Origin of the sequence: Methylosinus sp. (assembly GCF_036560965.1) — a bacterium.
Classification (GTDB): Bacteria; Pseudomonadota; Alphaproteobacteria; order Rhizobiales; family Beijerinckiaceae; genus Methylosinus.
The window spans coordinates 90,432-108,549 of sequence record NZ_DATBQF010000059.1 but is presented as its reverse complement, the minus strand read 5'-3'; the positions used below and the strand labels follow the sequence as shown (position 1 = coordinate 108,549).

The 18,118-nt window shown below is 66.0% G+C and carries 20 protein-coding genes; 9 read left to right on the top strand and 11 right to left on the bottom strand.

The annotated features are described in order from the left end of the window. Positions 1-30 precede the first annotated feature (30 nt). Positions 31-195 (bottom strand): Flp family type IVb pilin, encoded by a 165-nt coding sequence (locus VIF40_RS15900; protein WP_331938486.1) that lies wholly within the window; start codon positions 193-195, stop codon positions 31-33. A 142-nt stretch (positions 196-337) separates the two neighbouring features. After that, entirely contained in the window at positions 338-502 is a 165-nt protein-coding gene (locus VIF40_RS15895; protein ID WP_024879776.1) for a Flp family type IVb pilin, read from the bottom strand. Positions 503-736: 234 nt separating this feature from the next. Between VIF40_RS15895 and VIF40_RS15890 the strand changes: the two genes are divergently transcribed. The 3 genes from VIF40_RS15890 to VIF40_RS15880 all read left to right on the top strand — a co-directional run bounded on the left by VIF40_RS15890 (position 737) and on the right by VIF40_RS15880 (position 2,681). Further along, positions 737-1,207 (top strand): pilus assembly protein N-terminal domain-containing protein, encoded by a 471-nt coding sequence (locus tag VIF40_RS15890; protein ID WP_331938485.1) that lies wholly within the window; start codon positions 737-739, stop codon positions 1,205-1,207. Positions 1,208-1,299: 92 nt separating this feature from the next. Further along, complete coding sequence (locus tag VIF40_RS15885) at positions 1,300-1,929, top strand: TadE/TadG family type IV pilus assembly protein (RefSeq protein ID WP_414684820.1); 630 nt, start codon at positions 1,300-1,302, stop codon at positions 1,927-1,929. Beyond that, positions 1,926-2,681 (top strand): TadE/TadG family type IV pilus assembly protein, encoded by a 756-nt coding sequence (locus VIF40_RS15880; RefSeq protein WP_331938483.1) that lies wholly within the window; start codon positions 1,926-1,928, stop codon positions 2,679-2,681. The genes VIF40_RS15885 and VIF40_RS15880 overlap by 4 nt, the downstream gene beginning before the upstream one ends. 4 nt (positions 2,682-2,685) lie before the next feature. On the opposite strand, the gene VIF40_RS15875 is transcribed toward VIF40_RS15880, so the two are convergent. Further along, positions 2,686-4,185 (bottom strand): phosphomannomutase/phosphoglucomutase, encoded by a 1,500-nt coding sequence (locus VIF40_RS15875; RefSeq protein ID WP_331938482.1) that lies wholly within the window; start codon positions 4,183-4,185, stop codon positions 2,686-2,688. Positions 4,186-4,749: 564 nt separating this feature from the next. On the opposite strand from VIF40_RS15875, the gene VIF40_RS15870 reads away from it, so the two are divergent. Beyond that, entirely contained in the window at positions 4,750-5,289 is a 540-nt protein-coding gene (locus tag VIF40_RS15870; RefSeq protein WP_331938481.1) for a cytochrome b, read from the top strand. A 75-nt stretch (positions 5,290-5,364) separates the two neighbouring features. On the opposite strand, the gene VIF40_RS15865 is transcribed toward VIF40_RS15870, so the two are convergent. From VIF40_RS15865 to VIF40_RS15845, 5 genes are all read right to left on the bottom strand, one after another. Then, positions 5,365-6,138: a DUF4261 domain-containing protein gene (locus VIF40_RS15865; RefSeq protein WP_331938480.1), complete on the bottom strand. Its 774-nt coding sequence runs from the start codon at positions 6,136-6,138 to the stop codon at positions 5,365-5,367. A 174-nt stretch (positions 6,139-6,312) separates the two neighbouring features. Then, positions 6,313-7,149, bottom strand: coding sequence for a class I SAM-dependent methyltransferase (locus tag VIF40_RS15860; protein ID WP_331938479.1), 837 nt, complete (start codon positions 7,147-7,149; stop codon positions 6,313-6,315). After that, positions 7,146-8,192, bottom strand: coding sequence for a glycosyltransferase family 4 protein (locus VIF40_RS15855; RefSeq protein WP_331938478.1), 1,047 nt, complete (start codon positions 8,190-8,192; stop codon positions 7,146-7,148). Before VIF40_RS15855 ends, VIF40_RS15860 begins: the two co-directional genes overlap by 4 nt. Then, the gene (locus tag VIF40_RS15850; RefSeq protein WP_331938477.1) at positions 8,189-8,587 is read right to left on the bottom strand and encodes a 6-carboxytetrahydropterin synthase; all 399 of its coding nucleotides are present in this window, start codon (positions 8,585-8,587) and stop codon (positions 8,189-8,191) included. The genes VIF40_RS15855 and VIF40_RS15850 overlap by 4 nt, the downstream gene beginning before the upstream one ends. A gap of 15 nt (positions 8,588-8,602) precedes the next feature. Next, positions 8,603-9,574: a zinc-binding alcohol dehydrogenase gene (locus tag VIF40_RS15845; RefSeq protein WP_331938523.1), complete on the bottom strand. Its 972-nt coding sequence runs from the start codon at positions 9,572-9,574 to the stop codon at positions 8,603-8,605. Positions 9,575-9,702: 128 nt separating this feature from the next. Between VIF40_RS15845 and mdoH the strand changes: the two genes are divergently transcribed. Both mdoH and VIF40_RS15835 read left to right on the top strand, forming a co-directional pair. Next, positions 9,703-11,487 carry a glucans biosynthesis glucosyltransferase MdoH gene (gene mdoH, locus VIF40_RS15840; RefSeq protein ID WP_331938476.1) on the top strand — a complete coding sequence of 595 codons (1,785 nt, stop codon included), beginning with the start codon at positions 9,703-9,705 and terminating at the stop codon, positions 11,485-11,487. A 43-nt stretch (positions 11,488-11,530) separates the two neighbouring features. Continuing rightward, positions 11,531-11,911: a hypothetical protein gene (locus VIF40_RS15835; protein ID WP_331938475.1), complete on the top strand. Its 381-nt coding sequence runs from the start codon at positions 11,531-11,533 to the stop codon at positions 11,909-11,911. Here the strand turns inward: VIF40_RS15835 and VIF40_RS15830 are convergent. Further along, entirely contained in the window at positions 11,890-12,378 is a 489-nt protein-coding gene (locus tag VIF40_RS15830) for a cupin domain-containing protein (RefSeq protein WP_331938474.1), read from the bottom strand. The genes VIF40_RS15835 and VIF40_RS15830 overlap by 22 nt on opposite strands. 338 nt (positions 12,379-12,716) lie before the next feature. Between VIF40_RS15830 and VIF40_RS15825 the strand changes: the two genes are divergently transcribed. Both VIF40_RS15825 and aat read left to right on the top strand, forming a co-directional pair. Beyond that, positions 12,717-14,666, top strand: coding sequence for an acyl CoA:acetate/3-ketoacid CoA transferase (locus tag VIF40_RS15825; protein ID WP_331938473.1), 1,950 nt, complete (start codon positions 12,717-12,719; stop codon positions 14,664-14,666). Between the two features lie 233 nt (positions 14,667-14,899). Then, the gene (gene aat / locus VIF40_RS15820; protein ID WP_331938472.1) at positions 14,900-15,607 is read left to right on the top strand and encodes a leucyl/phenylalanyl-tRNA--protein transferase; all 708 of its coding nucleotides are present in this window, start codon (positions 14,900-14,902) and stop codon (positions 15,605-15,607) included. Here the strand turns inward: aat and VIF40_RS15815 are convergent. After that, positions 15,579-16,259, bottom strand: a complete 681-nt coding sequence (locus tag VIF40_RS15815; protein WP_331938471.1) for a DUF2155 domain-containing protein — start codon at positions 16,257-16,259, stop codon at positions 15,579-15,581. The two genes, aat and VIF40_RS15815, sit on opposite strands and share 29 nt — an antisense overlap. Positions 16,260-16,376: 117 nt before the next feature. Beyond that, a complete protein-coding gene (locus VIF40_RS15810) occupies positions 16,377-16,784 on the bottom strand; it encodes an NADH:ubiquinone oxidoreductase subunit NDUFA12 (RefSeq protein WP_331938470.1) in 408 nt (135 codons plus the stop codon). A gap of 253 nt (positions 16,785-17,037) precedes the next feature. Here VIF40_RS15810 and pstS point away from each other — a divergent pair, with 253 nt between their 5' ends. Then, on the top strand, positions 17,038-18,084 hold the full coding sequence (pstS, locus tag VIF40_RS15805; RefSeq protein WP_331938469.1) for a phosphate ABC transporter substrate-binding protein PstS: 1,047 nt from the start codon (positions 17,038-17,040) through the stop codon (positions 18,082-18,084). The last annotated feature ends 34 nt before the right edge of the window (positions 18,085-18,118 follow it).

Genomic DNA, 18,118 nt, shown 5'->3' with positions numbered 1-18,118 from the left:
AGCCGACGCGCGCGCCCGTTCCGGAATCGCTCAGCTGAGGTTCTGAGCGATCTTGTTGAAGGTCTCGGACAGATTGCTGCCGACGAGCTTCACTGCGGTGATGATGATCACCGAAATCAGAGCGCCGATCAGACCATATTCGATTGCGGTGGCGCCCGAGTCATTGTCGAGAAATTTCATAATCGACGATTTCATCGTCCTCTCCTGATTTATGATGCGTCATGTCCGATGCTGGCGAACCGAGCCGGCCGGCTGTGTACGAGCCGGCCATCGGCGAGATTTCATGCAGCGGCCCTCGTCTCGACGCGGCGGCGACGAGACGGGCGCCGGTCCGCCCTCAGCTCAGATTCTGAGCGATCTTGTTGAAGGTCTGGGACAGGTTGCTGCCGACGAGCTTCACTGCGGTGATGATGATGACGGAGATCAGCGCGCCGATCAGGCCGTATTCGATGGCGGTCGCGCCGGACTCGTCCTTTACGAACCGCGAAATCAAGCTCTTCATACTCGTGCTCCTCGCTCTATTGACTGCGCCCCGGCGGGTTCGCTCGAACAGCTCGTTCGCGGGACAGGTCGAGACCCTACGTAGAACTTCTTGCAAACGCGTTAATCGCATCATCGACATACGAAATTCGGCTCGCGAGCGGCGCCTCCATCGCATTTTCAGCAATGATTCACTATTACGTGGTTTTCTTCGATCCGAAGTCTCGCAAAGGCGAGGATTGTTTAGAGGTGCGTGATGCGCTCGACGCGTTTCCATGGATTTCTCGCATTGTTTATCGGCGCGACCATCACCGCCGGCGGCGCGACGGCGCGTGACGTCGAGAGGCGCGGCGTCTTCGTGGATATCGACCGCGCCCGCGTCGTCCGCATGCCGGAAGGCGCGCAGACGCTGATCGTCGGCAATCCCCTCATCGCCGATGTGACGATGCTGAAGGCCAATCGCCTCATGGTGGTCACCGGAAAGAGCTTCGGATCGACCAATCTCATTCTGCTCGATCCGACCGGCAATCAGGTCGGCGAGGAAATCATCACCGTGACCCAGCCGATGGACAAGCTGGTCGTGCTGCGCGGCCCGCGACGCGAGTCCTATGCTTGCTCGCCCGATTGCGCGCCGGCCATCGACCTCGCCGACGACAAGGACTACACCGCGCGCGTTCTCGAGTCCGTCAAGCAGCACGAGGGGGCCTCCGCGCCGACGAAGCGCTGACCGGCGCGGCGTCTCGCGAGGTGACGATCGCGTCGCGCATGGGAGACCGCAGAGCGACGACAATACGCCCTTTCGGGCCACGGGTTCGAGACATGAGCCGAGAAGACATTTCGTCGCGACAGCCCCTTCGCCGCCTCGACGCGAACGTCCTTCGCTTTGGGCGCGATCGCAGCGCGGCGCTCGCGGTCGAATTCGCGATGGTGCTGGTTCCGATGCTCGGACTGCTCGGAGCGATTTTCGAGACCGGCATCGTCTATTTCAAGAGCCAGCAGCTGCAGGTCGTCACGCAGCGCGCGAGCCGCGCCGTGCTGACGCATAGCCTCGGCAATATGACCTATCAGAACTTCATCGACAGATATGTCTGCACATGGCAGGCATCGGGCGTCGTCGCCGCGGGCACGCTGAGCAAATCCTTCGATTGCTCGAAGATTCTCGTCGACATCGCCGACATCGGCAGCAATGCGGGCTGGTCGAGCGCCTCGACGTCCAACGCCTTCTATCTCAATCCCGCCGCGACGAGCTCGACGATCACAATGCCGGCCTCCGGCCATGTCGCGGTGGTGCGCATCGTCTATCCGCTGCCCGCCGTGACGGCCATTCTCACCGGCGGAGTCTTGAAGGGCATAACGCTCGGCAAGACCACCGGCGGAGAGGTCACCTACAATAATCTCTGGACGCATCTTCTGTTCGGCGTCGCCGCTTTTCGCGTGGAGCCGACATGAGCCGCAGCGCCGCTCCACGCCGCGGCCTGCGCGCGATGCTCGCGGAGGAGAGAGCTTTCGCGGCGGTCGAATTCGCGCTGACGCTGCCACTCGTCCTCGTCATCTACCTCGGCCTGGCGGAGCTGGCGCTCGGGCAGCGCGCGAGCCAGAAGCTCGATCTCGTCGCGCATACGCTCTCCGATCTCGCCGCGCAGCAATTGACCGGCGGCTCCAATTCCGGCCAGGCCGGAATGGACGAGACGACGATCCAGGCGATTTTCTCCGCCGCGACGACACTGCTGTCGCCGCTGCCGACGACCAATCTCAAAATGACGATCTCGGAAGTCGTGATCTCCGCCGATGCGACGCAGGCCAGCGGCTACAAGGCGAGCGTGAGCTGGACCATCGCCAAGAATTCCGGCACGCTGCGGCCCTGCAAGATCAATAATGTCGCCAAGCTCAACGCGGCGGACGTCGCGCCCGTCGATCCCAATTCCATGCCGACGAGCTATACGAGCGCGAAATCGGTGACGCTGGCCAACGCCGGCGGCGGCTCGACGACGACGAGCGTGACGCCCACCATCGGAGCGATCATCGTCGCCGATGTGATCTATTCCTATCAACCCTCCTTCAGCCGGTCGATCACCTGGCTGAAGACGGCGGCGCCGACGATGTCGCGCACCAGCTACTCGCCGGTGCGCAACACCTACAGCCCCAACCATGTTCAATATTACATGACGAGCGGAACCAATTGCACGCCCGGGACGCCGTGAGCCCTCAGATCGTCTGATTATAGGCGCCGACTTCCGGATTCTCGCGCAGCACCGCATCGACCGCGTGGAACATCTCGCGCATGCGGGCCTCCGAGACCGGGCTCTCGACGACGACGACGAGCTCCGGCTTGTTGGACGAGGCGCGCACCAGGCCCCAAGTGCCGTCGGCGGTCGTCACGCGCACGCCGTTCACCGTGACGAGATCGCGAATCGCCTGCCCGGTGAAGGGAAGGCCGTCGGCCTCCATCTTCTGGAAACGGGCGATGACCTTGTCGACGACGCCATATTTCGTCTCGTCGGCGCAATGCGGCGACATGGTCGGCGAGCCCCAGGTCTTGGGCAGCGCCGCATACAGGTCGGACATGGTCTTGCCCGGATTGCGGTCGAGCATCTGCAGCACATGCACAGCCGTCAGCAGGCCGTCGTCATAGCCGCGGCCGATCGGCGCGTTGAAGAAGAAATGTCCGGACTTCTCGAAGCCGGCGAGCGCCTTCAGCTCGGTCACGCGGCGCTTGATATAGGAGTGGCCGGTCTTCCAATAATCGGCCTTCACGTCGCGCGAGAGCAGCTCCGGATCGGTCGCGAACAATCCCGTCGATTTCACATCGACGACGAAGGTCGCGCCAGGATGGAGCTTGGAGAGATCGCGCGCCAGCATCACGCCGATCTTATCGGCGAAAATCTCCTCGCCGGTGTTGTCGACGACGCCGCAGCGATCGCCGTCGCCGTCGAAGCCGAGGCCGACATCGGCGCCGCTCTCGCGCACCTTGTCGGCCATGGCGTGCAGCATATGGAGGTCTTCGGGGTTCGGATTGTAATGCGGGAAATTATAGTCGAGCTCGGTGTCGAGCGGCACGACCTCGCAGCCGATGCGCTCCAGCAGCCGGGGCGCGAAGGCGCCGGCCGTGCCATTGCCGCAGGCGGCGACGACCTTCAGCTTGCGGGAGAGCGTCACGCCCGAGGCGAGATCGTCGAGATAACGGGCGCCGAAATTCTCGACATAGCGATAGGAGCCGCCGTCCGCCGAGCGGAAGGCGCCGGCGAGCACGATCTCCTTGAGGCGCGTCATCTCGACGGGACCGAAAGTGACAGGACGCTGCGCGCCCATCTTCACGCCGGTCCAGCCATTGTCATTATGCGACGCGGTGACCATGGCGACAGCGGGCACATCCAGCGCGAATTGCGCGAAATAGGCCATGGGCGAGAGCGCGAGGCCGATATCGTGCACGCGCACGCCCGCCGCCATCAGGCCGGAGATCAGCGCCAGCTTGATGGAGGCCGAATAGGCGCGATAGTCATGGCCCGTGGCGAGCTCCAGCGGCACGCCCATCTCATGAAGCAGCGTGCCGAGACCGAGGCCCAGCGCCTGCACCCCCATGAGGTTGAGCTCCTTCTCGAACAGCCAGCGCGCGTCATATTCGCGAAAGCCCGTCGGCTTCACGAGCGGCGTCGTCTCATAGGCGTAGGTGTTCGGGGCGAGATCGGAAACGGGGGTCGGAAACATCGCATCTCCTAAAGGGCGAACCTCGGTTGCCACGGACATAAGGGAAAAACGCCGCCGCGCCAAACCATGGGACGCGCCCTCCCCACGATCCTCCGCCGGCCGCCGCCGCGACGACGGGCGAGCGCAACGGCGTCGCGGCGCTTCTCGAGCATATATACGATGGATTTGATTTGAATCGCATATTCCGCTCGAATTCGACTCCGCGCGCATCGACGCCAATGACGTCAGATTATGCAGAGCAAGCAGCGGCCGATGGCCCGACGCGATAAAATATATAGATATTTTACAACGTTTTTATCGCGATAAAAAAGTGGCAGAGCCTGCATGTGACAGTTTTACGTCAACACCTTGGAAAATATCAAAAATATTTATGGTCCAATGTATCGCTCGCTCGCCGACAGCATCTCCCGGGACGCCGCCGCCGCGGAGGGGCCGCGGGGCGCCGAGACGCATGAATCCCGACGATGAATCGACCGCTCGGCGCTCGGCGCAGCGCCGCCGTCGATTGCGCATTCGCGACCTGTGGGCGATCATTGCGCCGCCGCGGCCAGCCGGAGGAATCGCATGACCGAGCGACAGACCTATTCGCCCCTCGCCAAGGCGCTGCATTGGATCATTGGCGCGCTGGTGCTGATTTCATTGCCGATCGGCATTGTGATGGCCGATCTCCACGAGGGGCCGTTGCAGGACAATCTCTTCGTGCTGCACGAATCCGCCGGCCTCATCGTGCTGGCGCTGATGCTTCCGCGCCTCGCCGTGCGGCTGCGTCGGCGGCCGGGGATGAGCGAGGGTCTCACGCCGATCCAGCGTCTCGTCGCGAAAGCGACGCATCGGACGCTCTATCTGCTACTGCTCGCGACGCCGATCGTCGGCTGGCTGGCTTTGTCGGCCTATGGGCTCGGGCCGAGCTTCTTCTGGCTCGGCCATCTTCCGACGCTCGCGCCGAAGGACGAGCCGCTGTCGAAACAGCTCTTCGAGGTCCATGAGCTGCTGGGCTGGGCGGTGCTGGCGCTGATCGCGCTGCATATCGCCGGCGTCATCCGCCACCGCATCGCCGGCGACGAGGCGGCTTGGCGCATGTTTCCCGAGTCGTGGCGAAAATAGCGAAACCGGCGGGCGGGGGACGGCCATGCGCCCCCGCCGCGCGCGTCAAGCATGGCCGGATCAAGCGTGGCCGGATCAAGCGTGGCCTTGCGTCGGAAAATACAGCCGATACACATTCTGCCCCGGCGCGACGACCGAGGTCTCTCGCCGCACGATGATCTTCGTGTCGGCGTCGGGGCCGATGGTGTCGCCGTCGCTCAGCACATCGCCGGATTCGATCAGAAAGCCCGCGAGATCGAGCAGAAAGCCGTTCAGCTCGCGCGGGTCCTCGCGGTAGCCACGCGTCTCGATCTCCATCAGGCCGAATGCGTTGAGCCCTTTGGTGATCGCCGAAACGCCGCCCTCCGGGTCGCGGCCGAGCGCGACGGCGACGCAGAAGGGAACCGGCGGCTCGTCGCCGCCTTTCGACACCACATCGGTGACGACCGCGGCGGGCCACAGCGCATCGGAGCCGGCGAAATGCACGGCGCAGGCGGCGGGCGTCGCCTCGATGACGGCGGCGACGGCGCGGCCGAGCAGGTGCGCGCGGCTCTTGGCGTCGGCGCCGCCGGTCGCGGCCACCACCACATGCGCCGCATGACCTTCGATCGCCGGCCACGCCTCCGGCCAATGCCAGGCGTAGGCGACGCAGGGATCGTCCTTGGCGATCGGCGCCGGCTCGCTGACGCCGCCGATCGCCGCAATCGCGCCATCGACCAGGAACACGGCCGCGCCGCCGGCGACGCTCGTCTCGGGCGACTGCGCCTGCGGCAAATGCCGCCGGATCGCGCCGCTGAGCGCCTCCCCCTCGGGAAGCAGCCCGTCCTTCGAGAGAACGAGCGCGAGCATTGTTTCATTGGGGGCGGCCATTCTGGGCTCCTGGTGAAAGGTGAGAGTGACCCGCCATTTGCTCGGCGAGAAACGCCATTGGGAACTGGCGATTTTCTAGCACAGACGGCGCCACGGCCGTAAATCGGAACGCGAATCGGCTCGAACGCCGGGAACTTTTCGTCCCGATGTCCGTAATTTTTTGCTCGAGCGCGACTAAATCGGCCGCGCGAGCAGATCCCAATGACCGATCTCGCATTCCGCCGCCGCCCGGCGGGCGCGGCGCCAATCCTCGATCGTTTGCGCGGAAACCGCCCCCGTCTCGGCGACGGCCGCCGCCGAGCCCTCGGCCAGCGCCGCGATCAGCGCCCGATCCCCTGCCCCGAGCCGCCAAGGACTCGGCGCCGTCTCCACGCGATAGCCCCGACCGTCGAGCGCGGCGCGCAGCAGCCCCGCGGCGCGCGGGCCGGCGGCGGGTCCAAAGCCCTTGTCACGCTCCTGATGGCGATGAAAGGCCGCCAGCATTTCGACGTCCGCGGGGTGCGGCGGCGTCCAGCGCTCCTCGCCCGAATAGCTCAAAATCGCATAGAGCGGCAGGCGGCGCGCCGCGATCTGCTCCGCGAAGCCCTCCAGCCACGGCGCCGAGACGAGATCGAAAAAAGCCGACGAGGTCACGAAGTCGATCTCGCCTTCGAGCGCCGCCGCCGCGCCCGAGGAGAGATCGGCCGTCCGGAACTCCACCTCGATGCGCCGCGCGCCCTTGGCGAGGAGGAGCGTCCCGCCCTCCTTCGCGGCGTCCGCCCAGGCGGCGAGGCGCACGCTCGCGGCGGCGAGCAGCGCGGGATCATGATCGACGAGGAGCCATTTCTGGCGCGCCGGCAAATATTCCGCGAGGCCGCGCAGATTGGAGCCGGAGCCGCAGGCGAGATCGACGATCGTCAGAGAGTCGCGATCCGCGCAGGCGCTGGCCGCCTGGTCACGCAGGGCGGCGTTGCGCGCGGCGTGATCGGCGCCTTCGCGCAGATCGAGCCATTCGGCGGAAAAACCACTCATGTGTGCGCTTTCGAGACATTGGCGATGATGCGAGCGGTCTCGTCCCAGCGCGGCAACGCCTGCCCCGCAAGCCAGGAGGCCTCCGCCAGCCGCGTCCGCAGAGCCGAATCCACGATGATCTCGCGCAAGGCGTTGCGCAGCGCTTCGATTTTGCCCGGCGGGACTTTCAGCGCCGTGGAATCGGGGATCGTCTCGCCCGCCGCGCCGCCTGTCGTAGCGACGATCGGCAAGCCGTGGGCGAGCGCTTCGGCGAGCGCCATTCCATAGCCCTCGTGGAGCGAGGACGAAACGAAGACATCGGCGCTTCGATAGGCCGCCTCGAGCGCCTCGCCCGAAAGCTCGCCGAGCAGCGCGATCCGCCCGCCGAGACCTTTCGCCTCGATGAGCCGGACGAGATCGGCGACGGTCTGCGGCGCATGGCCGGTCCCGCCCACTATGGCGAGGCGCCAGTCGAGATCGGCGAGGCCGGCGAGCGCCTCGACCAGCAGATCGAAGGCCTTGCGCGGAATGATCGAGCCGACCGCGAGAAGCGCCGGCGCGCCGCCGGCGCCCGAGGCCCGCGGCGCCGGATCGGTCCCCGGCGGGGCGATGGTCAGCTTACGCCGCGGCAGGCCGAAGTCGCGGACGAGCGTCTCGCCCGTATGCGCGCTGGTGGCGATCACATGGGCGGCGAGCGCCAGCGCCCGACGCTCGCTCTCGCGCAGCCCGCCCGCGCGGGCGGGAGAAAGACCCGCCTCGAGGCAGAGCGGATGGTGGCAGAGCGCGACGATGGGCGCGCGGATCGCTGCGATCGTCGTTTCGGCGAGCGCGCCATAGGCTAGGCCGTCGACGAGCGCGACGTCATCCGCCGTCACTGTGCGGTCGAAAATATCGCCGACGGCGGCGTCATCGGCCGCTGTCGGATGGGGAAAGCCCCGCGGCAGCGCCAGATGGACCGCCGCGACGCCCTGCCCGGCGAATTCCGCCAGAACGCGGCGGTCATAGCCATAGCCGCCGGTTCTCGCTTCTATGTCTCCGGGAATGGCGAAGACGATTCGCCTCACACCGGGCCCTCGAACCAGGCGCGGGCGACATGGGATTCGTGCAGCGTCACGCGAATGCGCGAAATCCCCTCGCCGCCCGGCCCCAGCGCGCCCGAGCGGGCGGCGCCGGCCATCGCGTCGAAAATATGCCGCGAGAGGAATTCGGTCGTCGTCTGCCGGCCTTTGAATGCTTCGATCTCATCGAGGTTTTGATAGTTCAGCGGCGCCAGCGTCGCCTTCAACGCGTCATGGGCGCGGCCGATGTCGACGACGACTTCGTCGACGGTCAGCGTCTCGCGGAAAAAGGCGACGTCGACGACGAAAGTCGCGCCGTGCAGGCGCTGCGCCGGGCCGAACAGCTCGCCCTTGAAACTATGGGCGATCATGATGTGGTCGCGGACTTCTACGGCGTACATTTTCTTGCTCTCCGTTCAATAGCGAAACAGTGTCGCGAGGCCTTTCGCCCCGGGCGCGAGGATGCGGGCGATCTCGCCCGGCGCGTCGGCGAAGGGAATTTCCTCGGTGATGAGGGCGTCGAGGCGCGGATCGGCGAGCAGCTCGAGCGCCTTGTCGAGCCGGCGCGCATAGCTCCAGCGCGGTCGCCGCGAGGGCGCCACCTGCCCGACCTGCGACGAGATCAGCCGCAGGCGATCGGCATGAAACGCGCCGCCAAGCGGCGCCGCCACCGGCCCCTCGCCATACCAGCTCAATTCGACGATCGCCGCCTCCGGCCCCGCGGCGGCGAGCGACAGCGCCAGCCCTTCCGAGGAGGCGCTGGCGTGAAACACGACATCGGCGCCGAACCCTTCCAGCGCCTCCGCGCCGACGAAGCGCGCGCCCAGCGTCTCCGCTATATCCGCGCGGGACGCCTCGCGATCGTGGATCAGCACTTCGGCGCCCGGCAGGCTCGCGGCCAGCGCGGCGACGAGCAGGCCGACGACGCCGGCGCCGATGATCGCGATGCGGTCACCGGGCCCCGCGCCCCCATCCCAGAGGCCGTTCAGCGCCGTCTCCATATTGGCGGCGAGCGCGGCGCGGCGCGCCGGCGTCGATGCTGGCACGGGCCGCACCATGCCGACGGGCGCGATGAAACGATCCTGATGCGGATAGAGGCAGAACACCGTGCGACCAATGAGATCGGCCGGCCCCTCCTCGACGCAGCCGACGGCGCAATAGCCATATTTCACCGGAAAGGCGAAAGACCCCTCCTGAAACGGCGCGCGCATGCGCTCCCATTGCGAGCGCGGCGCCCGGCCCTCGAAGACGAGCCGCTCGGTGCCGCGGCTGACGGCGCTCCAGAGCGTCCGGACCAGCGCCTCCTCCGGCCCCGGCGGCGCGAGCGGGGACGGGCGCAGCGCCGCCGCCCGCGGCGCCTCGATCCATAAAGCGCTCGCCTCTTTCATACCAAGAAAATAGGATTTGTGTGGCTCGCCCAATTTACAAACCTCGTGCTTCGCGCATATTGCTAGAGCACGGCGGCGATGCGCGCCAGCCGATTTTCCTGCGCCTCGCATAGGAAACAACGACGCGAATGTCCGCCGCCGCCCCCGCCGGTCTCCAGAGCCGCGCCGACCTCTTCCGGCGACGCCTGCTGGTCGCCGCGATCAACGCCGCCGTCTATGTCGCTCTGCTGATCTGGCTCGCCGATATTCTGGGGCAAGACGGGTGGAGCGTCATCGACGCCGCGATTCTCGCAGCCTTCGCCATCGCCGCGCCCTGGAGCGTGCTCGGCGTCTGCAATGCGGCGCTCGGCTTCTGGCTGCTGCATTGTCATCGCCGCCCGCTCGACAGCGTCGCGCCTTTCGCCCGCGCCGGGGAGACGCGGCGGCGGCTCGGCGCGCAAACGGCGATCGCGCTGACCATCCGCGACGAGGACCCCGCCCGCGCGCTGACGCGGCTCGCCGTCATGAAGGCCGATCTCGACGCCACCGGCGACGGCGCCCGCTTCGACTGGTTCGTGCTGAGCGATACGACCGATGCGCGCATCGCCGCGCAGGAGGAGCGCGAATTCGCCCGCTGGCGCGCGGAGGAAGGCGCGGACGCCCCGCGCCTCCATTATCGCCGACGCTCCGACAATATCGGCTACAAGGCCGGCAATATTCGCGACTTCTGCGAGCGCTTCGGCGGCGCTTTCGAATTCATGATTCCGCTCGACGCCGACAGTCTGATGGATGGCGAGACGATTTTACGGCTCGTGCGCATCGGCGAGGCCTATCCGCGCATCGGCATGATACAGAGCCTCGTGGTGGGCGCGCCGTCACGCTCGGCCTTCGCGCGCGTCTTCCAATTCGGCATGCGCGCGGGGATGCGCAGCTACACGATGGGCGCGGCCTGGTGGGGCGCCGATTGCGGCCCCTTCTGGGGCCATAATGCGCTGGTGCGAATCGCGCCTTTCGCGCAGCATTGCGATCTGCCGCGCCTCTCCGGCGGGCGCCATATTCTCTCGCATGACCAGATCGAGGCGGCGCTGATGCGACGCGCGGGCTATGAGGTGCGCGTGCTGCCGGTCGAAAGCGGCAGCTATGAGGAAAATCCGCCGACGCTGCTCGAATTCATGCGCCGCGATCTGCGCTGGTGCCGCGGCAACATGCAATATGTCGAGCTGCTCTTTCTGCCGGGGCTTTTGCCGATGAGCCGCTTTCAGCTCGTCTGGGCGATCAGCATGTTCATCGGCGCGCCGGCCTGGACAGCGATCATTCTGCTCGGCGCGCTGCTGCCGCTCGTGCAGGACGTCTCGACATTTCCGTCCGCCTCGGCGGCGACGCTCTATCTTCTCTTTCTCGGCTTCTATCTCGCGCCCAAGCTCGCCGGCTACGCCGATGTCGCGCTGACGCCGGGCGGCCTCGCGCGTTATGGCGGCGCGGCGCGCTACCTGATCGGCGCTGGACTCGAGATCGCGGCCTCCTTCGTCATCGGCCCGGTCACGACTTTCGCCGTCACCGTGTTCCTGCTGCGCCTGCCTTTCGACAATGGCGCCGCCTGGAACGCGCAGACGCGTGACGCGCATCGTCTCGACGCCTGGGAGACGGCGCGCGCGCTGTGGCCGCAATTCGTCTTCGGCGCCGCCGCGCTCGCTCTCGCCACAATCGCGTCGCCGCGGCTCGCGCTATGGTCGGCGCCCTTGACCTTCGGCTATCTGGCGGCCTTTCCTTTCGCGCTCGCGAGCGCCTCCCCGCGCCTCGGCGCCTGGCTCGCGCGGGTCCGCCTCTGCGCGGTCCCGGAGGAGCGCGACCCGCCGGCGATCATCGACGCTCTGCGCCAGCGCGAGCAGGACTCGCTGGTCGAAGTGCGCGAAAGAGTTGCGGAGCCGGCGTGACTCTGTCCCGCCCAGTGGCGTAAGAAGCTATCGCTCGAGGAGCATGATCGCGACATGGCCCGTTTCCGATCCGATCGTCGCAGGCACGCGGAGAGAGCGCGCCGCCATGCATGACCGCCGGCGTGACGCGCTCAGAGCCAGGCTTTTTGTGCTGCGGTCCGACATCCGCCATGAGAGCGGACAGACACTGCGCGAGCGCCGCGGTCTCGCTCCGCATCTCATCGTCGTCTCGCGCCGGTCGGACGAAGAAGAAGCGCTCTCCGCCCCGCAACGCGTCGCAATCTCGATCGCCCTCGCCCTGGCGCTGCTGACCGGCGTCTCGGCGCTCTCCGACGCGGCGGCCAATGCGATGGCGGCGATGGAGCCGCGCACCGTCGCCGCCCTATCGGAGCGAACGCGCGCTCACTTCGGCTTCGGCCAATAGCCCTGCGGCGCGCCCGGCGCCCCGACCTGCACCGTCTCCACCGGCCCTTCGCCAGTGATCTGGATGACGACCTCCTCATCGCCGGCGCCGTCCCAGTGCACGCCGCCGGCCGGATGCAGCACATAGGAGCCGGCCGTCACCGGCCGCGCCTTTTTGAAATCCAGCACGTCGCCGACGCCGTTCCACCAGACGCCCTCGACCACCACCGCATGGCGATCGCGCGAATGAAAATGCGGATTGGAATGGTGACCGGGCGGGAAGCGCACGCGCACGACATAGACGCCGGGCTTCGACGGATCGCCGGACAGCACCGCCTGCGCCGGGCCGATCCCGAGCGGGCTCTTGAATTGGACCTCGTCCGCAGCCGTATAGACGAAACTCTTCTCGGTCTCGGCGCCGATGCCGGAGGTCTGGCCGATGACGAGCGCCGCTGCGGCGCCCAAGAGGAGAAATCTGAGCTTGTTCATGGTTTGCTCTATCGACGCCGTCGAGAAATCTCATAGTGCGGCCGCGCCCCGCCGACCATGGCCACAGCATAATCGCTAAAGTCTATAAGATAAATATTCATTTATGGGTCTTCGGGCGCCGCAGCGCGCGCGTCGCTGCGACGCCGAGCCGCAGCCCGCTGAGGCCATTCGCACGCTCGCTCGACTGCGGCGATTTCCTGGCGCTATTGCGAAACCCTGCCGCAAACTCTAGTGTCGCCGGCGGTTCGAAACCCGGCGCCCATGCATGGCGGGACGCGGGAAGGACAAGCGCCCGAGGCCTTCGCTTTGCCGGGCGGCGGGGAGGACACCAGAGGGAAATGAACAACAAGAACAACAAGGTCATTACAGCCGACGAAGCGATTGCCCTCATCAGCGAAAATGACGTTCTGACCACCACCGGCTTCGTTCAGAGCTGCATTCCCGAGGCGCTGCACGCTGCGCTGGAGAAGCGCTTCGTCGAGACCAGCGGTCCGCGCGGCCTCACCCTCATCATGACCGCCGGCGCCGGCGACAGCAAAGGGCTCGGCACCGGCCGTCTGCATCATGAAGGCCTGCTGCGCCGGGTCATCGCCGGCAATTTCGGCCGCATGCCCAAGGTCGCCCAGGCCGCCGCCGAGAATAAGATTCTCGGCTACAATCTTCCGCAGGGCGTGATTTCCCAGCTCTATCGCGCCTGCGCCGCCGGCCAGCCCGGCCTCTTCTCCAAGGTCGGCCTCTATACTTATGTCGATCCGCGCTTCGGCGGCGGCCGCGTCAATGACGTGACGACCGAAGAGATCGTCAAGCATGTCGTCATCGACGAGGAAGAGTGGCTGTTCTACACGGCGACGAAGATCGACGTGGCCTTCATCCGCGGCACCAGCGCCGACCCTTCCGGCAATATCAGCATGGAGAAGGAGGCGCTGACGCTGGACGTGCTCGCCCAGGCGATGGCCGCGCACAACAATGGCGGCATCGTCATCGCGCAAGTCGAGCGCATCGTCGAGGCCGGCTCGATCCGCCCGAAGGATGTGAAGGTTCCCGGCATTCTGGTCGATTGCGTCGTCGTCGCCGACCAGCCCGAGATGCACCGCATGAATTACGGCGTCATCTATAATCCGGCGCTGGCGGGCGAGATTCGCGTGCCGGTCGAGAGCATGGCGAAAATGACGCTCGACGCGCGCAAGATCATCGCGCGCCGCGCCGCCTTCGAGCTGCCGCCCAATGGCGTCGTCAATCTCGGCGTCGGCGCGCCGGAGGGCATCGCCGCCGTCGCCAATGAAGAGAAGCTCACGCCCTTCATCACGCTGACGACAGAAGCCGGCGCCATCGGCGGCGTGCTCGCCTCCGGCTCCTCCTTCGGCTCCGCCACCAACGCCGATTCGATCATCGATCAAAACACGCAATTCGACTTCTACGACGGCGGCGGCCTCGACATGACCTGCCTCGGCATGGCCGAATGCGACGAGCAGGGCAATGTGAACACCAGCCGCTTCGGCGGACGCCTCAACGGCTGCGGCGGCTTCATCAACATCAGCCAGAACGCCCGCAGCGTCGTCTTCGCGGGCACATTCACGGCCGGCGGCCTCGACGTCGCGATCGAGAACGGCGAGGTGAAAATTCTCAAAGAGGGCCGCGCGCGGAAGTTTCTGAAGTTCGTCGAGCAAGTGACCTTCAGCGGCAAATATGCGCAAAAGCGCGAGCAGCCGGTGATCTATGTCACCGAGCGTTGCGTTTTCCAGCTGACGAAGGACGGTCTCGAGCTGATCGAGGTCGCGCCGGGCATAGACATAGAGCGGGATATTCTTCCGCATATGGACTTCAAGCCCATCGTCAAGCATCCGATCCTGATGGACAAGCGCATCTTCGTCGACGAGCCGATGGGATTGATCTCCGATCTGCTCAACCTCGATCTGCAGGATCGCGTGAGCTATGACGCCGACCGCAATATCCAATTCCTCAATCTCGAGGGCTGGAGCGCTCGCTCGAAGCGCGACATCGACGATCTGCGCAAGATGCTGATCGACGCCTGCCAGACGATCGGCAAGCGCGTCAATCAGGTCGTCAATCTCGACAATTTCCGCATCAGCGAGCATCTCTATGATTATTATGCGGAGATGATCCAATACATGCTCGAGAATTATTATGTGACGACGACGCGCTACACGACCAGCGCCTTTCTGCGGCTGAAGCTGAAGGAAGCGCTGAACAAGCGGGGCATCGCGCCACATGTGTTCGAGCGCAAGGAGGACGCGCACAGCTTCCTCGAGGTGATCGGCGAAGGCTGAACGAAACAGCGAGGGGGCCGGACGCCCCCTCCCCGACTCCCGCGAGGCGGGAGAGGGAGCGGACTCCGCGCTGCATCGGAGGCTCGCGTAACGTCGCCCCCCTCTCTCCCGCAGAGCGCGGGGAGGGTGAGGGAGAGGGCCGGCCCGGCGTCGCCGCTTCCGATGCGCTTCGACATTCGGCCTAGGCGTCGAACGCACTCGATTCTGGCGCGCATTGCGCTACAATCTGCGAAATGTCACGCCCCTCCTCCGCAGATTACGCCATCACGCCGCAGATCCTGCTGCGCGCCTATTCGATCGGCCTTTTTCCGATGGCCGAGAGCGCCGAAGAGGAGCAGCTCTTCTGGGTCGACCCACAAGAGCGCGCGATTTTCCCGCTCGACGCCTTCAAGGTCTCGCGATCGCTCGCCAAAACCATTCGCTCGGATCATTTCGAGGTCAGGGTCGATACGGATTTCGACGCTGTCATCGAGGCGTGCGCCGCCTCGGCGCCCAAGCGCGAGAACACCTGGATCAACATAGAGATCAAGCGCTTATATCGCGAGCTGTTCGACATGGGCTTCGCCCATACGGTCGAGTGCTGGCGGGAGGGCCGGCTCGTCGGCGGCCTCTATGGCGTCTCGATGCGGGCGGCTTTTTTCGGCGAGAGCATGTTCCATCGCGAGACCGACGCCTCCAAAGTGGCGCTGGCGCATCTCGTCGCGCGGCTCGTCAAAGGCGGCTTCCGCCTGCTCGACACGCAATTCATGACGACGCATCTCGCCTCGCTGGGCGCGGTCGAGATCGGCCGCGACGCCTATCACGGCCTGCTGGAGGAGGCGCTCACCGTCCCGGCGCGATTTGCGGCCTGGCCGGATAATGCGCCCGTCCCCGGCCGCGAGATCGTCGCGATCCTGCGTCCCGAGCCGGAGCTCAAAACGGAAATGGCGAGGAAGGCGTAGCGGCGGCCGGAGCCGGCTGAGACGGCTGCTTCTTTTTCTTTTTCTTGGGTTTTTCGACAGGGGGCGCAGCGGCGGGCTCGGCCGCGTCCGGCGCCTTGGCGGCCTCGGGAGGGACCGAATCGCGCGGGCCGATCGGCGCGGCCTCCACCGGCACGGGCGCGACCGGCTCTACCTTGCGGGAGCGCGAGCGCTTCTTCTCGGGCGGAGCAGCGGGAGCGCCTGCCGCCGCAGCGGCAGGATCGGCCGGCGCCTGAACGATCTCCTTGCCGCCGTGGCAATCGACCAGCCAGACGTCATAGACCGGATGCTCGACGCCATGCAGGCCGGGACTCGCCGCGAACATCCAGCCGGAGAAAATGCGCTTGGCGTCGTTCTTCCCGGTGTCCTGCTCGTCGACCTCGACGAAGCTCGTCGTCTGCGGGGCCTCGGTCTGCGGCCGGGTGTTGCAGACGCGCGGCGTCACCTGCAGCGAGCCGAATTGCACGGTCTCGTCGATCGCGACGTCGAAATTGATGATTCGGCCGGTCGTCTTGTCGAGACCGGCGAAAACGGCCGTCGGATTGCGAATGGGATCGGCCGAGGCCACGCCGAGACCGGCGAGGACCGCGGCTCCGGACAAAGCGAGACGGAGGCGGAAAGGGCGGGAGATCATATCGGGTCGGTTTCCGATCTCTGGGCTCGGGCCAGCCGCCCGCGCCTCATGCGCCGTCGTTGAACACAAAGAGCGTGGCGGATCGATGGTCGCGGGCGAGGCCGCGACCTGCGCTTCTCAGGCCTCGGGGGTCCAGGCCTGATAGTCCCCGCCCGCCTGGGCGCGGCGACCCTCGGCCAGGATCGAGCCCGGCGGATGATAGGCGGCGGAGGTGCCGGTCAGATTGGGGAGATAGGGAAGCTCCCATTCCTTCGGCTGGTAGCTCTCCTGCGTGGGCGGCGTGTCGACGATGTGATGCAGCCAGCCATACCAGCCGGGCGGCGTCGCCGAGCCCTCGGCATAGCCCTTGTAGATGACCCAGCGGCGCTCGAAGCCCAGCGCCTTGTCCTTCTTGCCGCCGCGACGGCGGTAATAGACGTTGCCGAACTCATCCGCCCCGACGCGCTCGCCATAGAGCAGCGTCCACAGGCCCGTGCTGAGCGTCGCCCGGTTCCACCAAGTGAAGAAGCGAATGATGTAGGACATGTCGGAGCGTCCATCCCATGTTTGCGTGGCTCCTTATTGCGTCAAGACGGCGCAATGTCCAGTCGGGCGCGCCGCTCGCCCCCTGCGTCGATGCACGAGCTTTGCTTTTGGCGACGAGTCGTGGAAAAGGTAGTGTGTGACAGATCGACGACAGCCGCCGCGCCCTCGAAGGCGCGCCGTAGAGACCTGAAACGATTTGGTTTCAGGTCACGCGGGAGAAGAGCGTCGCGTCGAACTCCAAAGGGACGGCCGCATGATTTCCAAAGGTTCGAGACTTATTCTTCACGCCGCGCTGGCGGCGATCCTTTCCGCGGGGAGCGCGCGCGCGCTCGACATTTCCGGCGCCGGAGCGACTTTTCCCCTGCCCATCTATGCCAAATGGGCGCAGAGCTATTCGAAGGAGACCGGCAACCGCGTCAATTATCAGTCGATCGGCTCGGGCGGCGGCATCCGCCAGATCAAGGCGCGGACCGTCACTTTCGGCGCCTCCGATCAGCCGCTGTCCACCAAGGAGCTCGACGCCGCCGGGCTCATCCAATGGCCGCAGGTCGTCGGCGGCGTGACGCCGGTCGTCAATATAGAAGGCGTCGCGTCGGCCGGACTCGTTCTCGACGGGACGACTCTGGCGCGCATCTTCCTCGGCGAGATCACGCTGTGGGACGATCCGGCGATCCGCGCGCTCAATCCGCAAATCGCGCTGCCGTCGACGCCGATCGTCGTCGTGCATCGGTCGGACGGCTCGGGCACCACTTTCTGCTTCACCGATTATCTGTCCCGCGTCTCGGCGGATTGGAAGGCCAAGGTCGGCGAGAACGTCGCCGTGGAATGGCCGCTCGGCCTCGGCGCCAAGGGCAATGAGGGCGTCGCCAATAATGTCGCCAACTCCAAAGGCGCGATCGGCTATGTCGAATACGCCTACGCCAAGCAGAACAAGCTCGCCGTCGTCAGCCTGGTGAACCACGACGGCAACATTGTCGCGCCCGGCAAGGAAAGCTTCGAGGCCGCCGCCGCCGCCGCCGATTGGGAGAGCGCGCCGGGCTTTTTCCGCCTGCTCACCGAGCAACCGGGCGCGCGCTCCTGGCCGATCGCCGCCGCCACTTTCATCCTGCTGCCCAAGCAGCCGCGGGACGCCACCGCGGCGCTCGAAGCGCTGAAATTCTTCGATTGGGCCTTCTCCAAAGGCGCCGCGGCGGCCGAGGAGCTCGATTTCGAGCCGATGCCGACCTCGGTCGTGGCGCTCATCCGCAAGAGCTGGGCGGCCAATGTGAAGGATGCGAATGGAAAACCGCTGCTGAATTGACCATAAAGACGGGAGGGTCGACTCTCGGCCCTTT